Below are 18,690 nucleotides of genomic sequence, written 5' to 3'. Positions count from 1 at the left end.
CGTGATCCGAGCATACGGGAGTCGTGCGGTGCGGGCTGGCTGGAGTGGACGTGTCGCCGGGTGGTTCGCGGCGCTCGATCCGGGGCTCGCGCGGTGGCGGAGCGCCTGGGCCGCGACCCTGTGCCTCGGGGTGGCACTCCTCGCCGAGTTCCTGGTGTCGTCCCTGGTGTTCCCCGGTCAAGGCGCGCTGACGGCGATGCTGGCCGGTGGGGTGGCGGCGATGCAGGGCTCCGCCGCGGTGCTTCAGCGCACCGCGAGCGCCCGGATCCGGTTCGGGCTGGCCGTGCCGGTCGCCGCGACCGCGGGGATCTCGGTGGCGGTGCTGCTGCGCGAGGAGGCGGGCACGGTCGCGGAACTCCTCGGGTTCGTCGCGATCACTTTCGGCGCGGTGCTCGTCCGCCGCTACGGGCCGGCGTTCGCGGTGCTGGGCCTGGTGGGCTGGACCGGGTGCTACGTCTCCATGATCGTCCGGCCGCCGGTGTCACGGCTGCCGTCGCTGGTGTGCGCGGAGGTGGTCGCCGGACTGTGCATCGTGGTGCTGTCCCTGACGTTGTTCCGGCACCGGCCGCACGCTTCTCTGCGGCACGCGTTGCGCGGCTGGCACAGGCGAACCGAACTGGTTTTCGCGGCAGCCGCGGGTTTGCTCGAGCGCCCGGGCCGGGTCCGGCGCACCCGGCTGGACCGCCGCTACGCACGGCTGTCCAGTGTCGCCCTGACTGTCGAGGGCTGGCTCGCCGATCCGGCGTCCTCCAGGAACACCGGTCACGCCGCATTCGTCCGTGAACGTTTGCTGCGCAGCGAAGCGGCGGTTGATGTGATCGTCGAGTCGGTCCGCCGGCTGGGCGGTTCGCCCGGCACGGCCGGACACTGGGTTCCGGTGCTGCGCCTGCTCGCCCGGGGCTCGGACGAGGAAGCCGCCGAAGAGGCGCGACACCGGCTGGAATCCTTGCTCGCCGGCCCGGAGGACCCGGCTTGGCAGACGGCGGTGGCCGTGCTGGCCTGCGTGCGGGCCGGCCGTGGCTGGCACGAAGCGGACGGACACGATCCGGCTGCCGGGTTCACGCCGGTGGTCGCGGTCGGGCCCGGCGGTGCCCTGCCCGGGATGGCGGGAGTCGCGGCGGCGGTGGCCGGGGGTGCGCTGCCCGTGCGGCAGGCGGTGCAGACGACCGTCGCGGCGGCGCTGGCGATCGTGCTGGGCATGCCGGTGTCGCCGACGCAGTACTACTGGTCGCTGATCGCGGTGTTCATCGTGCTGCTCGGGCCCGCGACGGTGGCCGAGACGGTGTCCCGTGGCCTGCACCGGGTGGCCGGCACGGTACTCGGCTGCCTGGTCGCGATCCCGGTCACCGCGCTGCTGCACGGGAACCCGGCGCTGGTGATCCCCGCCGTGCTCCTCAGCTGCCTGCTCGGCTACTACCTGATGCCGGTTTCCTACGCGGTGCTGGTCTTCTTCATCACCCTCTGCGTGTTCCAGCTCTACGACCTGATGCACAGCTACCATCCGGGGCTGCTGCCCATCCGGCTCGCGGAGACCGCGCTCGGCGCCGCGATCGCGGTTCTGGTGGCCTGGGTGGTGCTGCCGGTGCGGGCCAGGGACGCGGAATCGCTCGCCCGGCGGCGGCTTTTCCAGGCGCTCGGGGAACTACTGGAGGAGGTCCGTCCCGCGGCCGGTGACGGGTGTCTCCCCACGTTGTCCCGTGCGGTCGACGAGCACCGGCGGCAGTTCGCACTCGCGGCCGCCGCGCGTCCATTGTGGACCCGCAAGGTTTCCGTTCGGTCAGGCGGTTACGTGGCGCTCGTGGCGCACACCCGCCGGCTCGCCGTGCTCGCGCACGATTCGCCGCACCCAGTGCGCGCGACCCAGTTGAGCCACACGCTGTCGGAGCGCCGCGAGTTCCCCTGGCACGAATGGAGCCGGGCCGATCCTGGCGACCGTGGCGTCGCGCGAGTGCGGGAGCTCCTGGACGATCTGGCGGAAACGGCCGGGAGACACACCAAGGCCGTGCTCTCGGGCCGGGTCGCCGGACCGGACGGCGCGCCCGTTGTCGCCGCGACGGTGACCGCGGTGCGCCTGGGCAGTGGCGCCTCCCGGGTCGGGCACGGTGACTCCGACGGCCGGTACCGTCTCGACTCGGGCGAGGCCGGAGCACATCTGGTCGTGGCGACGGCGCCCGGGTACGCGGCGGTCGCGACCTGGCTGTTCCTGGGGTCCGGCCGGTGCACGAAGGCCGATGTCACGCTCGCCCGCGATGACGATCTTGCGACGAAAACTTGACGTAACTACGTTTGAATGTAGTATTTCGCTGTCCGGTGAGGACCCGGACCGGGAGTGGCAGCCCGGCAGTGACGCCGCGTGCCACGCGATCCCTCCGGGCCTCCTCGCCCGCTGCTCCGGTCCGAGTCCACCGAGCCGAGGAACCCCCCATGGCCGACGAAGTCCTTGATGTCCGGCGGGAAATCGCCGAAGCACCGGTGCGCCCCTTCCACTGGGCGCTGGTGACCGTGATCGCCATCGCGATCGTTTTCGACGGGATCGACACGCTCGTCCCGTCGTACGTCATCCCCTTCGTGAAACAGCCTTGGGGACTGTCAGGGGCTGATAGCGGCTTGCTCGTTTCGGCCGGGCTGGTCGGGTTCGCGATCGGCGCGCTGCTGCACGGGCCGGTGGCCGACAGGTTCGGGCGGCGCCCGGTGCTGATCGCCGGGCTGCTGCTGTCCGGGGTGTTCAGCGTGGTGACCGGGCTGTCGGCGAACTCGTTCGGGCTGTTCCTGGCGCTGCGGTTGTGCACCGGGCTCGGGCTCGGCATCCTGCTGCCGCTCGGCGTCGCCTACCTGAACGAATGCCTGCCCCGGCTGGTCCGCAACCGGCTTTCGGTGCTGGGCGCTTCGGGGTTCTCGGTCGGCGGCATCCTGGCGGGCTTCTTCGGCATCTTCGTCGCACCCACGCTCGGCTGGCATTCGCTGTTTCTGCTCGGCGGCGGCACGATCCTGCTCGCGCTGATCGTGCCGTTCGTCCTCCCGGAGTCGCCGGAATGGCTCGTGGCGCATGGCAGGCACGACCGGGCGGCGGCCGTGCTGTCGAGGATGAACCCCGGTCGTGCCCAGGCTTTCCGGGCGGCGCGGTTGACGGTCGAGACGCCGGCCTCCGGTGGCGGCTGGCGTCTCCCGCTGAGCCGGGGTTTCCGCGGCCGCACCGTCGCGCTCTGGTACTCCGCTTTCCTGTTGCTGTTCGCGGCATACGGGATCACGGCGTGGACACCCACCTTGCTGATCGAGCGGGGTTTCGCGGTTTCGTCGGGGTTCGCGCTCGGCGCGACATTGCAGGGAGTGTCCATTGTGGGCGGTCTGCTGGGTGCGGCGATCGCGGACCGCCGGCTGGGCGCGCGGAACCTGATGGTCCTGTGGTGCGCGCTCGGTGCGGTGTCGATCGCCGGGATCGGGGTTGCCGGGACGGGGTGGCTGACCGCCGTCGCGGTCGGCGCCACCGGGATGTTCGTGCACGGCGGTCTGTACGTCCTGTACAACGTGTGCGCGCAGACCTATCCGGTCCAGGCGCGCGGAACCGGCCAGGGGATGATGATCGGGGTCGGCCGCTGGGGTGCGGTGCTCGGCCCGTATCTCGGTGGTTCGCTGCTCGGCGCGGTCCACGCCGACAGCGTGCTGTACCTGGCCCTCGCTTTGATCACCGCGCTCGCGATCATCGGGCTGGCTGCCGTGCGCACGAACGTCACGGCAGGGCGATCCGCCCCCGCGCGGGTTGCGGAGCAGGCGTGACGGCCCCAGCGGAGTTGACCGCGAGCGAGGCCGCCGCGGCAATCCGGCGCAAGGAGCTGTCGTCGAAGGAGCTCGTCGAGGATTTCCTTGCCAGGATCGGGGAATCCGCGGTGAACGCGGTGGTGACGCTGGACGCCGGACGCGCTCGCGACCGCGCGGCCGAACTCGACGACGCCGCATTCCGCGGTGACTGGCAAGGTCCGTTGCACGGCCTGCCCTTCACGGTCAAAGACGCCATCGCCACCGCGGATGTCCGCACGACCAGTGGTGCGGCCGAGCTGCGGGACCACGTGCCCGCGCGGGACGCGACCGCCGTGGCGAAATTGCGGCGGGCGGGTGGCATCCTGCTGGGGAAGACGAACACCCCGGCGTGGTGCGGAGATGTCGAAACCCACAACGAACTGTTCGGTACCACGCGAAACCCGTGGGCGCCCGAACGCACGAGTGGCGGCTCCTCCGGCGGCTCCGCGGCCGCCGTCGCCACGAACCTCAGCGCCTTCGACCTCGCCACCGACATCGGTGGCTCGCTGCGGATCCCGTCGGCGTTCTGCGGCACTTTCGCGCTGAAGCCGACGTTCGGGATCGTGCCGGCGGACGGCTACCTCGACACGGCCGGCGGTGGTGAGTACCAGCTCGACATGAACGTCTTCGGCCCGATCACGCGAAGCGCGGCCGATCTCCGGCTGGTGCTGGAGGTGCTGGCCGGGACTCCGGCGGATGCGGCCTGGCGGCTCGAACTCCCGGAACCCCGGTGGACGAACCTGTCCGAACTGCGGGTCGCGGTGTGGCCCGGCGATCGGCTCGCGCCGCCGGACCGGGACATCGCCGCGGCTCTCGACCGCGTGGCCGGGCTGCTGGACAGCGCCGGTGCGCGGCTCGTCGAAGGTCATCCCGCGCTCGGTCCGGTTCACGACGCTTTCCTGACGTGCTTGCGCGCGGAAACCGCGTTGAGCCATCCGGAAGGTCCGCCCGTGGACACCCGTGACTGGCTTCGCGCCTTGCGCGCCCGCGCCCGCCAGCGCGCACTTTGGACCGAATGGTTCGACACCGTCGATCTGCTGCTCTGCCCTGTGACGCCCGTGGTGGCGTTTCCGCACGATCAGCGTGGCGCATCGAGGGAACGCGAGATCGTGGCGCCGGACGGATCCGTCCGCCTCGGCTCCTCGCTCACCGTGTGGACCGGGATCGCCAGTTCGCTGTACCTCCCGGCCGCCGCCGTTCCGGTCGGCGCATCCGCGGACGGTCTGCCCGTGGCGGTCCAGGTCATCGGGCCGCGAATGGCCGACCGTTCCGTCATCCGCGCCGCGGAGGCGATTTCCCTGCTGGCCGGAACGGGGCGGTGAACCGTGCTTTTCTCGTCCGCCCAAAACATGTATGGTACAGCTATCGCTGACGTGGACCCCGGGCCGATCGAGGCCATCGAGTTCGAGACCGCCGTGCTGGCTCGCAATCTGGAGATGCTCAGGCGGCGCGGTGAGTTCTACGCGGAAGCGGACCGGTCGGGGTACCTCTTGCTGCTCACGCTGGAGCAGTCCGGGCCGCTGGACGTCATGACGCTGGCCGCGGAGCTGGGGCTGGACGCGTCCACCGCGGCGCGTCAGGTCGCGGCCGCGCACAAGGCCGGGCTCGTCACGCGTGAGCCCGATGCCCGGGACCGCAGGCGCAGCATCGTCGCGGCCACGGAGAAGGGCCGGGCGGTGATGCGCGACATTCGCGAACAGCGCCGCGTCGGCACGGCCGAAATGCTGGCGGGCTGGTCCGAGGAGGACCGGCGGACCGTGGCGGACCTGTTCCACCGCTACAACCAGGCCATCGCCGACCGTTATCTCTGATCTTCTACTTAATCTTGTAGTTTCTACAAAAAGACGTAGCATTATTTCGGACGGGCGATCCCGGGCGAGGAGCGACGATGCTTTCCGATCTTGTGGTGGTGGACCTGACCCGCGCGCTGGCCGGGCCGCACGCGGGCATGATGCTCGGCGATCTGGGCGCCAGGGTGATCAAGGTGGAATCCCCGGATGGGGACGAATCCCGGCGGTGGGGGCCGCCGTTCGCCGGCCCGGCCGACGCGCCGGAGTCGACGTATTTCCTTTCCTGCAACCGAAACAAGGAGTCGGTCACGGCCGACCTCAAGACGCCCGAAGGCGCGGAGCTGCTCACCCGGCTCATCGCCCGCGCCGACGTGCTGATGGAGAACTTCCGCCCGGGCGTGCTCGACCGGCTCGGCTTCGGGATTCCGCGGTTGCGGGAGCTCAACCCCGGCCTGGTCATCTTGTCGATCACGGGGTTCGGGCACGACGGCCCGGACCGCGACCGCCCCGGTTTCGACCAGATCGCGCAGGGCGAGGCGGGGCTGATGTCCTTGGCCGGCCCGGGACCGGGCGAACCAGCCAAGACCGGGGTGCCCATCGGTGATCTGCTGGCCGGGATGTACGGGGCCTACGGCGTGCTGGCCGCGCTGCACGAACGAAATCGCACCGGGCGAGGGAAAGTCGTGCGCACGAGTCTGCTCGCGGCGATCGTCGGCGCGCACGCCTTCCAGGGAACCCGGTGGACCGTCGCGGGGGAAGTGCCTCAGGCGACCGGCAACCAGCATCCGTCCATCGCCCCCTACGGCCTCTTCCGCACCGCGGATTCGCCGGTGCAGATCGCGTGCGGGAGCGAGGGGCACTGGAAACGGCTGGCGGAGCTGCTGGACCTCGACGAGCCGGAGTTCGCCACGAACTCCGGCCGGGTGGCCGAACGCGGGAAGCTGACGGCGGCGATCGAGCGGGTGCTCGCCGCCGAGGGTGCCGGGCACTGGCTCGGGCGGCTCCGGGAAATCGGTGTCCCGGCAGGGAAAGTCCGGACCCTGGATGAGACTTATGCCTGGGAGCAAACGCGTTCGCAGGGGCTGCTGATCGAAGTGGACCACCCGGCGGCGGGTCGCGTCGCGCTGCCGGGGCCGCCTTTGCGGTTCGACGGGCTTCCCTACGCCGGTGCGCGCGAACGGCATCTGCCGCCACCGCGTCTGGGTGAGCACAACGATTCCGTGCGGGCCTGGCTCGACGAGGAGGCCGTGCGCCCCGGGCGGTGAGGTGTTGACCGCCCCTGTGAGCAGGCTTACAGTCCTGTACGACAATTTTTTGGAGAAGCGATGACAATTAGTAGTAAGTCAATCGCCAATGCCGAGCGGCCACGGTTGTTCGTCGGCGGCCGCTGGAGCGAACCCTCGGGCGGTACTCGCGCCGATGTGCTGAATCCCGCGACCAGTGAGGTTGCCGGTGTCGCCGCGTTCGCGGCTCCGTCCGATGTGGACGCCGCTGTCGCCGCGGCGAGCGCGAGTTTCGCCTCCGGCGTGTGGAGTCGTGCCGCGCCCGCCGAGCGTGCCCGGGTGCTTCGTGCCGCGGCGGACATCCTCGAGGCGCACCTGGACGAACTGGCACACCTGATGACGTCCGAGATGGGTGTCCTGCTGTCGTACGCCCAGCGCGTGCACATCCCGAACCCGATCCGGACCCTTCGCTACTACGCGGACTACGCGGAGAAGTTCGAGTACGAGGAGCACCGGCACGACGGGACGAACGGCAGCCTGGTCAGCCGGGAGCCGGTGGGCGTCGTCGGGGCGGTCACCCCGTGGAACGGCCCGTTGAGCAACCCGGTGATGAAACTGGCCCCGGCGCTCGCGAGCGGCTGTTCGGTGGTGCTCAAACCCGCGCCGGACACGCCGTTGTCCGCTTACGCGCTCGCGGAAGCACTGGCGTGGGCCGGATTGCCCGAAGGCGTGCTCAGCGTGGTCCCCGGCGGCCGCGACATCGGTGAGCTTGTCGTCACGGACCCGCGAGTGGACAAGGTCGCGTTCACCGGAAGCACCGCGGTCGGCCGCCGGGTGATGGCGCTGTGCGCCGAGCGCGTCGCCAGGGTAACGCTGGAACTGGGCGGCAAATCGGCCGCGATCGTCCTGCCTGACGCCGATCTCGGGCAGCTCGTGCCCGGGCTGCTGCCGATGTCCTTCATGCTCAGCGGGCAGGCGTGTATCGCGCAGACCCGGGTGCTGGTCCCCTCCGCGCGCGAAGCGGAGGTGGTGGAGGCGCTGGCGGCGGCGTATTCCGCGCAACGTGTCGGCGACCCACTCGACCCGGGCACCGACCTCGGCCCGCTGATCAACGAGGCGCAGCGTGACCGCGTCGAGTCCTATGTGGAGACGGGAAAGGCCGAAGGGGCACGGGTCGTGGTCGGCGGCAGGCGCCCGGTTTTCGGGTCCACTTTGGACAACGGCTGGTTCGCCGCGCCGACGTTGCTCGCGGGCGTCCGCAACTCGATGCGGGTGGCCAGTGAGGAGATCTTCGGTCCGGTGGTCTCGGTCATCACCTACGGCTCCGAAGAGGAAGCCGTGGCGATGGCGAACGATTCCGTGTACGGGCTTTCCGGATCCGTGTGGAGCGCCGACGCCGAACGCGCGCTGGCCGTGGCGCGCCGCATCCGCACCGGGATGGTCAGTGTCAACGGGCACCCGCAAGCGTTCGGCAGCCCGCTCGGCGGGTTCAAGCAGTCCGGCCTCGGCCGGGAACTCGGCCCGGAAGGATTCGCCGCCTATCTCGAACCGCGATCGATCGCGGTGGGGCCCGCCGCCTGAGCCGTGGCCCTGAAGTTCGTCGCAGGTGCACTTTCAACGTCGAGCGTGCAAGGAGAACATCATGGGCAAACGAGACGGGACCCCGGGGCCGCTGCGCGTCGCGCTGTCGGCTTCGATCGGGAACCTCCTGGAATGGTACGACTTCTTCATCTACGGCACCGCCGCCGCGCTGGTGTTCAACAAGCTGTTCTTCAGCGGGCTTTCGCCGGCCGTGGGTACCGTCGCGGCGTTCGCCACGCTCGCGGTCGGGTACGTCATCCGGCCGCTCGGCGGGATCGTGTTCGGGCACATCGGTGACCGCTACGGCCGCAAGAAAGCGCTTTACCTGACGCTCGGCCTGATGGGGCTGACGACCTTCGGCATCGGCATCCTGCCGACCAACGCCGTCATCGGGCAGTCCGCCGCGGTCGGCCTGGTGGTGCTCAGGGCCGTGCAGGGCCTGGCGCTCGGCGGGGAGATGGGCAACGCGCAGACACTCACCGTCGAGCACGCGCCCCCGGGCCGTCGTGGGTTCTACGGTTCTTTCCTGCACGCGGGTTCCTTCTTCGGGCTCGTCATCGGGACGACGATCTTCGCGATCCTGTCGCTGCTGCCGGACGAGCAGTTCCTCAGCTGGGGCTGGCGGCTGCCCTTCCTGATCGGGGTGCTGATCGCGGGCGTCGGGCTGTTCCTGCGCCGGGCGGTGACCGAACCCGAGCAGCACGCGAAGCTCCGCGAGGCGGGGCTGGTCCCGAAGCTGCCGGTGGTGAAGGTGATCCGGCACCACTACAAGGAGGTCCTGGTCGCGACGGTGCTGTCCGGCGGGCCGAACACGATCTTCTACATGGTCAGCGTTTTCGCGCTTTCCTATGGCACGACGCAGTTCCACGTGTCCAGGACGATGATGCTCACGCTCGTCACGATCGCCGTGGCACTGCTGGCCGCCACGATCCCGGGCTGGGGCGCGCTGTCGGACCGGCTGGGGCGCAGCGGGCTGCTGATCGCGGGCCTGCTGGGCATGTCGGCGTTCATCTTCGTGTTCTTCGCGTTGCTGGCCACCGGGAACAGCTGGCTGATCATGCTCGGCGCGGTGCTGGTGCTGGGCCTCGGCGGTGCCGTGGTGAACGGGATCGCGCCCGCCTTCTACTGCGAGCTGTTCCCGGCCGACGTGCGCTCCAGCGCCGTCTCGCTGGGCCAGCAGCTGGCCGGGGTCGTCGGCGGGTTCGCGCCGCTGGTGGCCTCGGCGATCGTCACCAGGGACGCGACCGGATGGGGCTGGATCGCCGCCTACTGCGCGGTGCTCGGTGTGCTCGGCGCCATCGCCGTCACGTTCGGCCGGAACCACTGGGACGACGTTCGGATCCAGGAGTCGAAATCCACGGAACAGGAGCCGGTGTGAGCACAACGGGAAAACTGGACGGCAAGGTCGCCTTCATCACGGGCGGCGCACGCGGTCAGGGGCGCAGCCACGCGCTGCGCCTGGCGGGCGAAGGCGCCGACATCATCGCCGTCGACATCTGCGAGGACTACGAAACCACCGCGTATCCGATGGCGACGGAGGAAGACCTCGAACAGACCGCGAAGGAAGTGCGGGCGCTGGGCCGCCGGGTGGTGACCCGGAAGGCCGACGTCCGTGACCGCGGACAGCTCGAGGCGGCGCTCACCGGCGGGGTGGCAGAACTGGGCCGCCTGGACATCGTCGTCGCCAACGCGGGCATCTGCGTGCTCGGCGCGTGGGACGAGGTCACGCCGCGGGTGTGGCAGGACACTTTGGACACCAACCTGACCGGCGCCTGGAACACGATCACCGTGGCGGTCCCGCATCTGGTCCGGGCCGGCGGGGGATCGGTCATCGCGACCGGATCCACCTGTGGCGTCAAGGGGAACCCGTTCTTCGCCCCTTACGTCGCCGCGAAGCACGGGCTCGTGGGCGTGGCCCGCACGCTGGCCAACGAACTGGCGCAGCACCACATCCGGGTCAACGTCGTGCATCCCGCGGGCGTGGTCACCGAACTCACCCATGGCCTCGCCCGGATCGGCGAGCTGATCGAGACCAACCCGCGTCTCGGCGGCGCGTTCGTCAACGCCCTGCCGGTGGAGCGGCTCGAACCAGGCGACGTGAGCAACGCCGTGCTGTTCCTCGCCTCCGACGACGCGAAGTTCATGACCGGCGCGGAACTGGTCGTCGACGCAGGCAACACCATTTTCTGACGCAGGACGAAGGAGGCACGATGAGTGTCGGTTTCCCGATGCGGCGCGGCCCGTTCACCCCGCCGCCGGAGTACGCGCGGCTCCGTGCGGAAGCACCGGTCAGCCAGGTCACGATGCCCGACGGCAAGCCGGCGTGGCTGCTGACGCGCTACGAGGACGTCAAGGCCGTGCTCGGTGACCGCCGGTTCTCCACCGAACCGGGGAAGCCCGGCTACCCGTTCATCTCGCCGGCGCGGGCTTCCCTGCTGATCAACGAGGAACCCGCGCCGCTGATCCGGCTCGATCCGCCCGAGCACACCCGCCACCGCCGGATGCTCACCCGCGAGTTCACGCTCGCGCAGGTGCGCAAGATGCGCCCGGCGATCCAGCGGACGGTCGACGAACTCCTCGGCAGGCTCGAAGAAAAGGGGCCACCCGCCGACTTCGCCGAGGAGTTCGCGCTCGCGCTGCCCACCACCGTGATCGCGGGCATCCTCGGCGTGCCCTACGAAGATCGCGAGTACTTCCAGGAGCGGGCACAGGCGAAGCTGGACCTCACCGCTGCCCCGGAAGTACCGGTGCGGGCGGGCGAAGAGATGCGCGCCTACCTCGACGAGCTGATCACCGAAAAGATGCGCGACCCGGACGCCCACGACGACCTGATCGGCAGGCTCGTCACCCAACAGGTCCAGCCGGGGCACCTGAGCCGGGAACAGGCACTGGCGACGATCGAGCTGCTGCTGATGGGCGGGCACGAGACGACAGCGAACATGATCGCGCTCGGCACCCTCTCGCTGCTGCTGAACCCCGCGCAGCGCGACGAACTGGTCGCGGACCCCGGGCTGGTGCCGGGGGCGGTCGAGGAGATGCTGCGTTTCCACACCATCGTCCACTACAACGGCCCGCGCGTGGCGCTGGAGGACGTCGAGGTCGGCGGGCAGCTGATCCGGGCGGGCGAGGGAGTGCTGGCGATGGTCACCGCGGCCAACCGGGACCCGGAGCAGTTCCCGGACCCGGACGCGTTCGACATCCACCGCGAAGCGCGGCACCACCTGGCGTTCAGCTTCGGCGTGCACCAGTGCCTCGGTCAGCAGCTGGCCCGCGCGGAGCTGGAGATCGTGTTCAGCACGCTGTTCCAGCGTCTTCCGGCGCTGCGGCTGGCGGTTCCCGAGCGGGAGCTGAACTTCAACTTCGACGCGTTCGTGTATGGCATCAAATCGCTTCCGCTGACCTGGACATCGCGGCGGCCCGAGCGGAAACCCCAGTTCTCGGTGGACGAATCCGCCTGTGTGGGCGGTGGCCTCTGTGCGATGGCCGCCCCCGCGGTGTTCTCGCAGAACGAGGACGACGGTCTCGTCGTGGTGCTGGACGAGGATCCGCCCGAGTCCGAGCGGGAGGCGGTGCGCGAGGCGGCGCGCCTGTGCCCCGCGCTGGCGATCAAGGTCGAGTCCTGATGGCCGACGCCGGCGTGCTGATCGTGGGAGCCGGCCAGGCCGCGTGCCACCTGGCCGGTTACCTGCGGGACGAGGGGTACCCCGGCCCGGTCCGGGTACTCGGCGACGAACCACACCTGCCGTACCAGCGCCCTCCGCTGTCGAAGGCCTATCTCGGGGGCGCCTGCGAGGCCGGGGCGCTGACGTTCCATGACCACGAGCACTACGCCGGGCGCGGGATCGAGCTGACGCTCGCCACGCGAGTCACCCGGGTCGATCGCGCGGAGCGCGCGGTGCTGACCGCCGACGGCGGGCGTCATCCGTACCGGCAGCTGGTGTTCGCGACCGGCGCCCGCAACAGGAGTCTCGTCGCGGACACGCCCGGGGTTCTCGGGCTGCGCACGCTGGACGACGCGGCCCGGCTGCGGAAAAGGCTGGCGGGGACCGAGAAAGCCGTCGTCGTGGGCGCGGGATTCCTCGGGCTGGAGTTCGCGGCCGTGGCGGCCGCCAGGGGAGTGGACGTCACCGTCGTCGAGGCGGCGGGCAGTCTGATGGCCCGGGCGGTCAGCCCCGTCGTGGGGGAGGCGTTTCGCGCCCACCACGAGGAAAACGGCGTCACTTTCCGTATCGGGTCCACAGTGGACTCCATCGAACCGTTACCCGGTGGGCAGTGCCGGGTCGTGGTCGATAGTGAGCCGGCCGAGGCCGGTCTCGTGGTCAGCAGCATCGGGGTCGAGCCCAACGCGGAACTGGCACGCGACGCCGGACTGCCGGTGCGGAACGGGATCGTGGTGGACGAGCGGCTGCGCACGGAGGATCCGGCGATTTCCGCGATCGGCGACTGTGCCGCCTTCGTCCGTCCTTCGGGCGCGGGCCGGGGCCGGATCGAGTCGGTGCAGAACGCGGTCGACCAGGCGCGGTACCTGGCCGGGAGCATCGCCGGGCGTGCGGGCGCCTACGACGCTGTGCCGTGGTTCTGGAGTGACCAGGGTGGGCTGAAACTGCAGATCGCCGGTCTCTCCGGGGAAGCCGACGAGATCGTGCTGCGCGGTGACGTGGCCGCCCGGAGGTTCTCCGCGTTCCGGTTTCGTGCTGGGGAGCTGACCGCCGTGGAGTCCGTGGCGCGTCCGGCCGATCACATGGCCGCACGCCGTCTGCTCGCAGCCGGGGTGCACGTCACGCCTGAGCAGGCCGCGGATGACTGCTTCGAGCTGAAGTCGCTGCTCGCGAAGGCCTGAGTCGTGGTGGGCCCGGCACCCCGGGCCCACCACGACTCAGGCGTAGAACGCGGCGATGCCGCGGCCGAGCGAGACGCGCTGGATCTCCGAGCTGCCCTCGAAAATCTCCAGGATCCGCTGATCCCGGTACGCCCGCTCGACCGGATGTGGTTTGGCGTAGCCCTCCGCGCCGAACACCTGCAGCGCCGCGTCGACGGCACGGTGGGCGACTTCGCTGGCGTAGAGCTTCGCCATCGACGAGAGCTGCCTGTCGGGACCGCCCGGTCCGGCGCCGCGGGCGGCCTGCCAGGTCATCATCCTGGCTGCCGACAGTTCGGTCGCGACATCGGCGAGGCAGAAGGAAATGCCCTGGTGGCCGATGATCGGCCCGCCGAACGCTTCGCGGGTGACCGCGCGCCGCGAGGCGGCGGCGAAGGCGGCCTCGGCGATCCCGCAGGACAGCGCGGCGGCGAGCACCCGGCCGGTGTTGAGCGTCTGCAGGGCGAGCGCCAGCCCGCGGCCCCGCTCGCCGACCTGACGATCGGCGGGCACCTCGCAGTCGATCTTGAGATTGCTCGTCGTGGTGCCGCGCAGGCCCATCTTGTCCTGGTAGTCGTCGATCACCAGCCGGTCGCCGTCGCGCTCGAGCAGGAAGGCGGTCAGTTTCCCGCCATCACGGGCGAACGCCGTGTAGTAGTGCGCCGAACCGCCGTTGCCCACCAGCCACTTCTCGCCCTCGAGTGACCACCCGTCCGCCGTTTTCTCCGCGCTGGTGCGGACATTCGACGGGTCGGACCCGGTGTGCCGTTCGGTCAGCCCGAACCCGATCGCCTTGCCCGCCGCGACTTCGGGGAGATAGCGCCGTTTCTGCGCTTCGGATCCCGCGTACAGCAACGGGAGCGAGCCGATCGCGTAGGAACTCCAGATGGTGCAAGTGGAAGCGCAGACGCGGGCGATCGTTTCGGCCACCGCGCACCCCGCGGACAGGGGAGCACCTTCACCGCCGTACTCGGCCGGCAGGAGCAGGCCGGTCAGCCCGGATTCGGTGAGCAGGCCGACGTTGTCCCACGGGTAGTTCCCGGTCGCGTCGATCTCGGCCGCCCGTAGCGCGAACGGGCCGCCCGCGAGCTCTTCCGCGACGAGCTGCCAGCGCTGCTCCTCGTCGGTGAGCTCGGGTGCCCACGTCAAACCCTCATCCCAGGTCATCCCTGCCTCCTCGTGTTCGCCACCAGAGCGGCCGCGTCCCGCGCCAGCTGCGGAACGAGCCGCGCGACGCGGTGCAAACCGGTGATCCCGCTCGCGACCTGTCCCATCAGGACGAGCCCGTTCTCGACGTCGCCGTCCAGTTGCGCGCGCCGCATCGCCTCGATTTTTTCCGCCGACCCGACCGGATTCGCGCTCAACGCGGCGTAGGCCTTGTTGCGTTTGACGCGGCACGGGCCGAAGACACCGTCCAGCACCGCGTCGTCGCCCTCACCCGCGTCGAGGATCGCCTCGGCATAAGCGGGATGCCAGTCGGTGTTGTCGATCGTGGCCGCGAACCGGGTGCCCAGCGCGACTCCTTGCGCGCCGAGGCACAGGGCGGCGGCCAGTCCCCGGCCGTCGCGTACGCCGCCGGACAGGAGCACCGGCACGTCCACGGCATCGACGACGTTGGGCAGCAGCACGAACGAATGCATGCCGCTGGCCGGAGCGTGCCCGCCCATTTCCAGGCCGGCCGCGATGACGGCGTCGACTCCGGACGCCGCTGCTTTCACCGCGTGCCGGGTGGAGCCGACTTTGTGCTGGTGCAGCAGGCCGTGGTCGTGCAGCTCGGCGGTGAGGCCGGTGGGGAACCCCGCCGAGGTGGTGAGGACTTTCAGCTGCCGTTCCAGTGCGGAGTCGGCCTTCCGCGCGGCGAGGACCTCGTCGAGGTAGACGCGGGCGAACTTCGCGATCTGCCCGTCCCGGCCGTGCCCCACCGGGATGTTGACGGCGAAGGGCTTGTCCGTCGCGGCCGCGCAGGACTCGATGTGGTCCCGCAGCTGCCGCGCGGCTTCGTGGAGATCGCCTGCCGTGCCCGGCACGCTGACGGTACCCAGGCCTCCGGCGTTGGACACGGCCGCCGCGAGCCGGGCGGTGTTGAACGGCCCCATGCCTTCCTGGACGACGGGATGCTCGATGCCGACCAGTTCGGTGTAGGGCGTGGCGAGGGGACCTCGCGGGTGGGACATGGGTGAGCCTCCATCGGTCTGCGCGGGAATCAAGCGGGCCCGAACACCGGAGCCCGTTTCCCGACCAGGGCCGACACACCTTCGCGGTAATCGTCGGTGGTCATCATCCGGCCGGTGAGGTCCTTGCTCCGCCGCACCGACAAGGCCGGATCGTGCTGGAGCAGATCGGTGTAGAGCTGGCGTTTGGCCAAGGTGACCGCCTGCGGTGACGCGGCGGCCAGCTGCGCGGCGTAGTCGCCGACGGCTTCGGCGAACTCGGCTCGCGGGAACACGGCGTTGAAGAACCCTGCCTTGGCGAGGAAGTCCGAGTCGACGACCCGGCCTGACAGCAGGAAATCCGCGGCGTGGGTGACTCCCATGAGCCGGGGCAGGATCCAGGAAAGGCCGTACTCCGAAGGCAGACCGAGCCGCGGGGAGGCGGCCGTGATCTTCGCGCCGGACACGGCGAACCGCACGTCGCTGAACGCCGCCAGCGCCACCGCCACGCCCGCGCACGCCCCGTTGACCGCGGCGATCACCGGCACGCGCAGGCCGTAGTGCCAGACCATGTCGGCGTCGAACTCGTCGCGGACCCCGTAACCGGGCTCGGCGGCGTCGTCCGGCAGCCCGGGATCGTAGGACTTGGTGCCCACGTAACCGGACAGGGCGCGGCTGTCGGCGCCGACACAGAAGCTGTTCCCGGAACCGGTCACGACCACGGCCCGGACAGCCGGATCGGCGTCCAGTGCGCGCAGGATCGCCCGGTACTCCGCGTTCATCCGCGCGGTCCAGGAGTTCCGGCGGTCCGGCCGGTGCAGCCACACCGTCGCCACCCCGTTCGCCGCTGTTTCGCAGCGCGTGACCTTCAGCCGCGCGGAGATCTCGGCCAGCGTCGGGTGCTGTTCCCGTGGTGGTGTCCGCCAGCCGTCCCGGCCTTCGGCAGTCATGTCGGCTCCCTTGCCAAAAATACTTCGGGTACCTAGCTACATCGCAGTCTGCGACGATACCGGGATGATTGTCAATCGCGGTTTTCTCCTTGACAGCAAGGAGTAGGCTTCGCAATCGACGGTTGACAGATAGTTCGGTACCCTACAGAATCTGACCATGTCAGCGATCCCCAAACTCATCCGGTTCGGCCGGCTGCTCGCCAAGGCGCCGGCGGAACTGACCCTGCACGAGACAGCGCAAGCGCTGCGGATCCCGGTCACCACGATCGGGGACTGGCTGCGGGCGGGAACCAGGACGCAGGCGCTGGCTCCCGCCCAGGCCAAGGTGCTCAGCCAGCTCTCGCTGGGCGATTCGCTGACGGTGTCGGCGCTGGCACAGGCGCAGGACATCGCGACCTCGTCGATGACCGAGGTCGTGGCCAGGCTGGTTTCCGCCGGGCTCGTCACCAAGACCGCGGCGCCCGAGGACAGGCGCGTGGTCCGGGTGTCGATCACCCGGCAGGGGCGCCAGCGGCTGGCGCAAGCACTCGAAGAACGCACCGCGATGCTGGAGAAACGGCTCGCGGACCTCTCCGCCGACGAGCGGGAGAAAGTGGCGGCGGCGCTGCCCGCGCTGTGGAAGCTGGCCGAGTTGTCCCCGGACATCTGGCCGCGGCTCCCGGAGCGATACCGGGACTGACAGCGCCGTCCGAGCACGGCGGGAAGCCGTGGAGGAGGAGCATGACATGACCCGACGGCGTTCCAAAGTCGTGACGCCCGCCGACGCGGCCGGGCTGGTCACCAATGGCAGCACGGTCGCGCTGGGCGGCTGGACGTTCTACAACACCCCGATGACGGTCGTCCGGGAGGTCATCCGCTCCGGTGCCCGGGACCTCCGCCTGGTGAGCAGCCCGGGGGCGATCGGGCCGGACCTGCTGATCGCGGCGGGCCGCCTCGCCGAGATCGCGACTCCCTTCCTCACCATGGAACAGTTCGGCTTCGCGCCGGCTTTCCGTTCCGCGGCAAGGGAAGGCACGCTGAAGATCGCCGAGATCGACGGGCCGGGCCTGGCGTCGGCCCTGCGCGCGGCGGCTGATGACCTGCCCTTCGGCGTGATCCACGATCTGGGGACGGATCTGCCCTCGGTCAACCCGGAGTGGTACCGGCCGTTCGAGCATCCACTGGCCGAGGGCGCGAAGCTCTACGCGGTACCGGCCGCCGTGCCCGATGTCGCGCTCATCCATGCCCAGCGCGGCGACGAGTACGGCAACCTCCAGTTCCTCGGCGCGACGTTCTTCGACCAGTTGATCGCCCGCGCCGCGCGCACGGTGATCGCGTCGGTGGACGAAATCGTGCCCGGCGAAGAACTCCGCGCGGATCCCCGCGCGACCAAGATCCCCGGCTTCCTCGTCGACGCGGTGGTACCGGCGTCCGAGGGCGCGAAACCCTGTGGGAGCCAGGGGCTTTACCCACCGGATCTGGAGCATCTCGCCGAATACTCGCGGCTCGCGGCGACGGAGGCCGGCCGCCGGGAATACCTCGAGCGCCACGTGCTGGCCACCGCCGGGAAGGTGTGAGCGATGCAGGACCAGGCAACGATGCCGGAGTTCACCGCGGTGGTGCTGTCCCGGCAGCTGCGGGACGACACGGTGGGAATCCTCGGCACCCGATCCGAAGTCGCCGCGGCGGGGTGCGCGCTGGCGCAGCTGACCAGCGCGCCAGGGCTGTCGTTCCTCTCCGGGCCGTCCGGAGTGGTGAACCCGAAACCAGGACGACTCCTGCCCATCGCGGACGAGGCACTGATCGACGGGGCCGAGGCGCTCACCGAGCTCAGCGACAACATCGACCTCATCGACTGGAGCCGCCGGGCGTTCGATTTCGCCGTACTCGGCGGGATCCAGGTCGACCGGTTCGGCAACCTCAACACCGTCGCCGTCGGCGACTGGGCGAAACCCAAGGTGCGCGGGCCCGGCGCGATCGGCGCGAGCGTGCTCGCCGGACACGCCGGTGAGTTCTTCATCGTCATGGGGGAGCACTCGACGCGGAACTTCCGGCCGGAGGTCGACTTCGTCTCGGCACTCGGGTTCGGCCGCACGGGAACGGAACGCGACGCACTCGGCCTCCCCGGCGGTGGCCCCAGCCTGCTGATCAGTCCACTCGGGACATTCGACTTCGGCGGGCACGGGCACACGATGCGCGTCCGCACCGTGCACCCGTGGTCCTCGGTCGAGGAGATCACCCGGAACACGGGATTCGAGCTCGCCCACCACGAAGACATCCAGACGACGCCGGTCCCGCGGCCCGAGGAGCTCGAACTCCTGCGCGCCGCGGTCGACAGCACCGGCGTGCTGCGCTGAACAAGGA

The 18,690-nt window shown here is 70.2% G+C and carries 16 protein-coding genes; 13 read left to right on the top strand and 3 right to left on the bottom strand.

Annotated features, from left to right (window positions below; all coding sequences use genetic code 11):
• Positions 1-28: 28 nt before the first annotated feature.
• From FPZ12_RS07675 to FPZ12_RS07630, 10 genes are all read left to right on the top strand, one after another.
• A complete protein-coding gene (locus FPZ12_RS07675; RefSeq protein WP_166462629.1) occupies positions 29-2,275 on the top strand; it encodes an FUSC family protein in 2,247 nt (748 codons plus the stop codon).
• Positions 2,276-2,424: 149 nt separating this feature from the next.
• Positions 2,425-3,774 (top strand): MFS transporter, encoded by a 1,350-nt coding sequence (locus FPZ12_RS07670; protein WP_144752945.1) that lies wholly within the window; start codon positions 2,425-2,427, stop codon positions 3,772-3,774.
• The gene (locus FPZ12_RS07665; protein WP_166462628.1) at positions 3,771-5,117 is read left to right on the top strand and encodes an amidase family protein; all 1,347 of its coding nucleotides are present in this window, start codon (positions 3,771-3,773) and stop codon (positions 5,115-5,117) included. The genes FPZ12_RS07670 and FPZ12_RS07665 overlap by 4 nt, the downstream gene beginning before the upstream one ends.
• 51 nt (positions 5,118-5,168) lie before the next feature.
• Positions 5,169-5,606: a MarR family winged helix-turn-helix transcriptional regulator gene (locus tag FPZ12_RS07660; RefSeq protein ID WP_166462627.1), complete on the top strand. Its 438-nt coding sequence runs from the start codon at positions 5,169-5,171 to the stop codon at positions 5,604-5,606.
• Positions 5,607-5,683: 77 nt separating this feature from the next.
• Positions 5,684-6,850, top strand: coding sequence for a CaiB/BaiF CoA transferase family protein (locus FPZ12_RS07655; RefSeq protein ID WP_144752953.1), 1,167 nt, complete (start codon positions 5,684-5,686; stop codon positions 6,848-6,850).
• 60 nt (positions 6,851-6,910) lie between these two features.
• Positions 6,911-8,389: an aldehyde dehydrogenase gene (locus FPZ12_RS07650; protein WP_144752955.1), complete on the top strand. Its 1,479-nt coding sequence runs from the start codon at positions 6,911-6,913 to the stop codon at positions 8,387-8,389.
• A 61-nt stretch (positions 8,390-8,450) separates the two neighbouring features.
• A complete protein-coding gene (locus tag FPZ12_RS46310; RefSeq protein ID WP_144752958.1) occupies positions 8,451-9,767 on the top strand; it encodes an MFS transporter in 1,317 nt (438 codons plus the stop codon).
• Positions 9,764-10,579: a mycofactocin-coupled SDR family oxidoreductase gene (locus FPZ12_RS07640; protein WP_243769722.1), complete on the top strand. Its 816-nt coding sequence runs from the start codon at positions 9,764-9,766 to the stop codon at positions 10,577-10,579. The genes FPZ12_RS46310 and FPZ12_RS07640 overlap by 4 nt, the downstream gene beginning before the upstream one ends.
• A 20-nt stretch (positions 10,580-10,599) precedes the next feature.
• Positions 10,600-12,012, top strand: a complete 1,413-nt coding sequence (locus FPZ12_RS07635; protein WP_144752964.1) for a cytochrome P450 — start codon at positions 10,600-10,602, stop codon at positions 12,010-12,012.
• Positions 12,012-13,229, top strand: a complete 1,218-nt coding sequence (locus FPZ12_RS07630) for an NAD(P)/FAD-dependent oxidoreductase (protein ID WP_144752967.1) — start codon at positions 12,012-12,014, stop codon at positions 13,227-13,229. The genes FPZ12_RS07635 and FPZ12_RS07630 overlap by 1 nt, the downstream gene beginning before the upstream one ends.
• A gap of 36 nt (positions 13,230-13,265) precedes the next feature.
• Here FPZ12_RS07630 and FPZ12_RS07625 read toward each other — a convergent pair whose 3' ends face one another.
• From FPZ12_RS07625 to FPZ12_RS07615, 3 genes are read right to left on the bottom strand one after another with little or no spacing between them, the layout of a single operon-like run.
• Positions 13,266-14,414: an acyl-CoA dehydrogenase family protein gene (locus FPZ12_RS07625; RefSeq protein WP_144752970.1), complete on the bottom strand. Its 1,149-nt coding sequence runs from the start codon at positions 14,412-14,414 to the stop codon at positions 13,266-13,268.
• Complete coding sequence (locus FPZ12_RS07620; protein ID WP_144752973.1) at positions 14,411-15,421, bottom strand: NAD(P)H-dependent flavin oxidoreductase; 1,011 nt, start codon at positions 15,419-15,421, stop codon at positions 14,411-14,413. Before FPZ12_RS07620 ends, FPZ12_RS07625 begins: the two co-directional genes overlap by 4 nt.
• Positions 15,422-15,450: 29 nt before the next feature.
• Positions 15,451-16,347, bottom strand: a complete 897-nt coding sequence (locus FPZ12_RS07615) for an enoyl-CoA hydratase-related protein (protein ID WP_144752976.1) — start codon at positions 16,345-16,347, stop codon at positions 15,451-15,453.
• A 157-nt stretch (positions 16,348-16,504) separates the two neighbouring features.
• Here FPZ12_RS07615 and FPZ12_RS07610 point away from each other — a divergent pair, with 157 nt between their 5' ends.
• From FPZ12_RS07610 to FPZ12_RS07600, 3 genes are read left to right on the top strand one after another with little or no spacing between them, the layout of a single operon-like run.
• The gene (locus tag FPZ12_RS07610; RefSeq protein ID WP_144752979.1) at positions 16,505-17,026 is read left to right on the top strand and encodes a MarR family winged helix-turn-helix transcriptional regulator; all 522 of its coding nucleotides are present in this window, start codon (positions 16,505-16,507) and stop codon (positions 17,024-17,026) included.
• 46 nt (positions 17,027-17,072) lie between these two features.
• Positions 17,073-17,903, top strand: a complete 831-nt coding sequence (locus tag FPZ12_RS07605) for a CoA transferase subunit A (RefSeq protein WP_144752982.1) — start codon at positions 17,073-17,075, stop codon at positions 17,901-17,903.
• Positions 17,904-17,906: 3 nt separating this feature from the next.
• A complete protein-coding gene (locus FPZ12_RS07600) occupies positions 17,907-18,683 on the top strand; it encodes a CoA-transferase subunit beta (protein WP_144752985.1) in 777 nt (258 codons plus the stop codon).
• Positions 18,684-18,690 lie beyond the last annotated feature (7 nt).

It is taken from the genome of Amycolatopsis acidicola (assembly GCF_007713735.2).
GTDB classification, from domain to species: Bacteria; Actinomycetota; Actinomycetes; order Mycobacteriales; family Pseudonocardiaceae; genus Amycolatopsis_E; species Amycolatopsis_E acidicola.
The sequence above is the reverse complement of the archived record's forward strand: the minus strand, read 5'-3'. Positions and strand labels throughout refer to the sequence as shown.